Below are 681 nucleotides of genomic sequence, written 5' to 3'. Positions count from 1 at the left end.
ACTGTTATTTATAACAGCAACATCATCATAACAGATATCCCTCTTGAAGCTTATGAGTATATCGTAAATGGCAAGCCTGCTCTTGAATGGGTTATGGGGCGTCAATGCGTTAAGACAGATAAAAAAAGTGGTATTGTGAATGATGCCAATCGCTATGCTGTTGAAACCGTTGGAAACCCTGCTTATCCATTAGAGTTGTTTCAAAGGGTTATTACCGTAAGTTTAGAGACAATGAAAATTGTTAAGAGCCTACCAAAATTAGAAATAAGAGAAACTGAATAGACTTGCCATGCTTACATGATGGGTATGATAAATTCACAAGGGGTATAGAGCCTTATAATTATAATCTATACCTCTCTTGTAATTTGATTACCTATAATCTTAAAAGGAGTGTTTATATGCGTTCTTCTAAAAAGAAATCATTTGCACTTTTAAACACTGTCATTTGGATTGCTTTAAGACTTATAAGAAATCCACTCTTAAACAAGATAAGATTTATTTGGATTGCCTTTAAAAGATTACACCGTAATCTCAAATGAGAGCTTTATAGCTTTCAAAAAATCTCTTTAAAGAGAGTTATGTATATTAATTTTGCTTATATTACTTATAGGTTTTGTCTGTTTTTAAAACCCCCAAAACACCTACAAAACCCTTTTAAATATATATTAAAGATTGTATTTA

The 681-nt window shown here is 31.4% G+C and carries 1 protein-coding gene; it reads left to right on the top strand.

All coding sequences use genetic code 11. The features are described 5' to 3' along the window. Positions 1-282, top strand: a 282-nt coding sequence (locus ABD917_RS08770; protein ID WP_345119676.1) for a type ISP restriction/modification enzyme, incomplete at its 5' end; no start/stop codon positions are given. Positions 283-681: the final 399 nt, after the last annotated feature.

Origin of the sequence: Bartonella pachyuromydis, assembly GCF_039543065.1 — a bacterium.
GTDB classification, from domain to species: Bacteria; Pseudomonadota; Alphaproteobacteria; order Rhizobiales; family Rhizobiaceae; genus Bartonella; species Bartonella pachyuromydis.
This window is presented reverse-complemented; position numbering and strand designations above follow the sequence as displayed.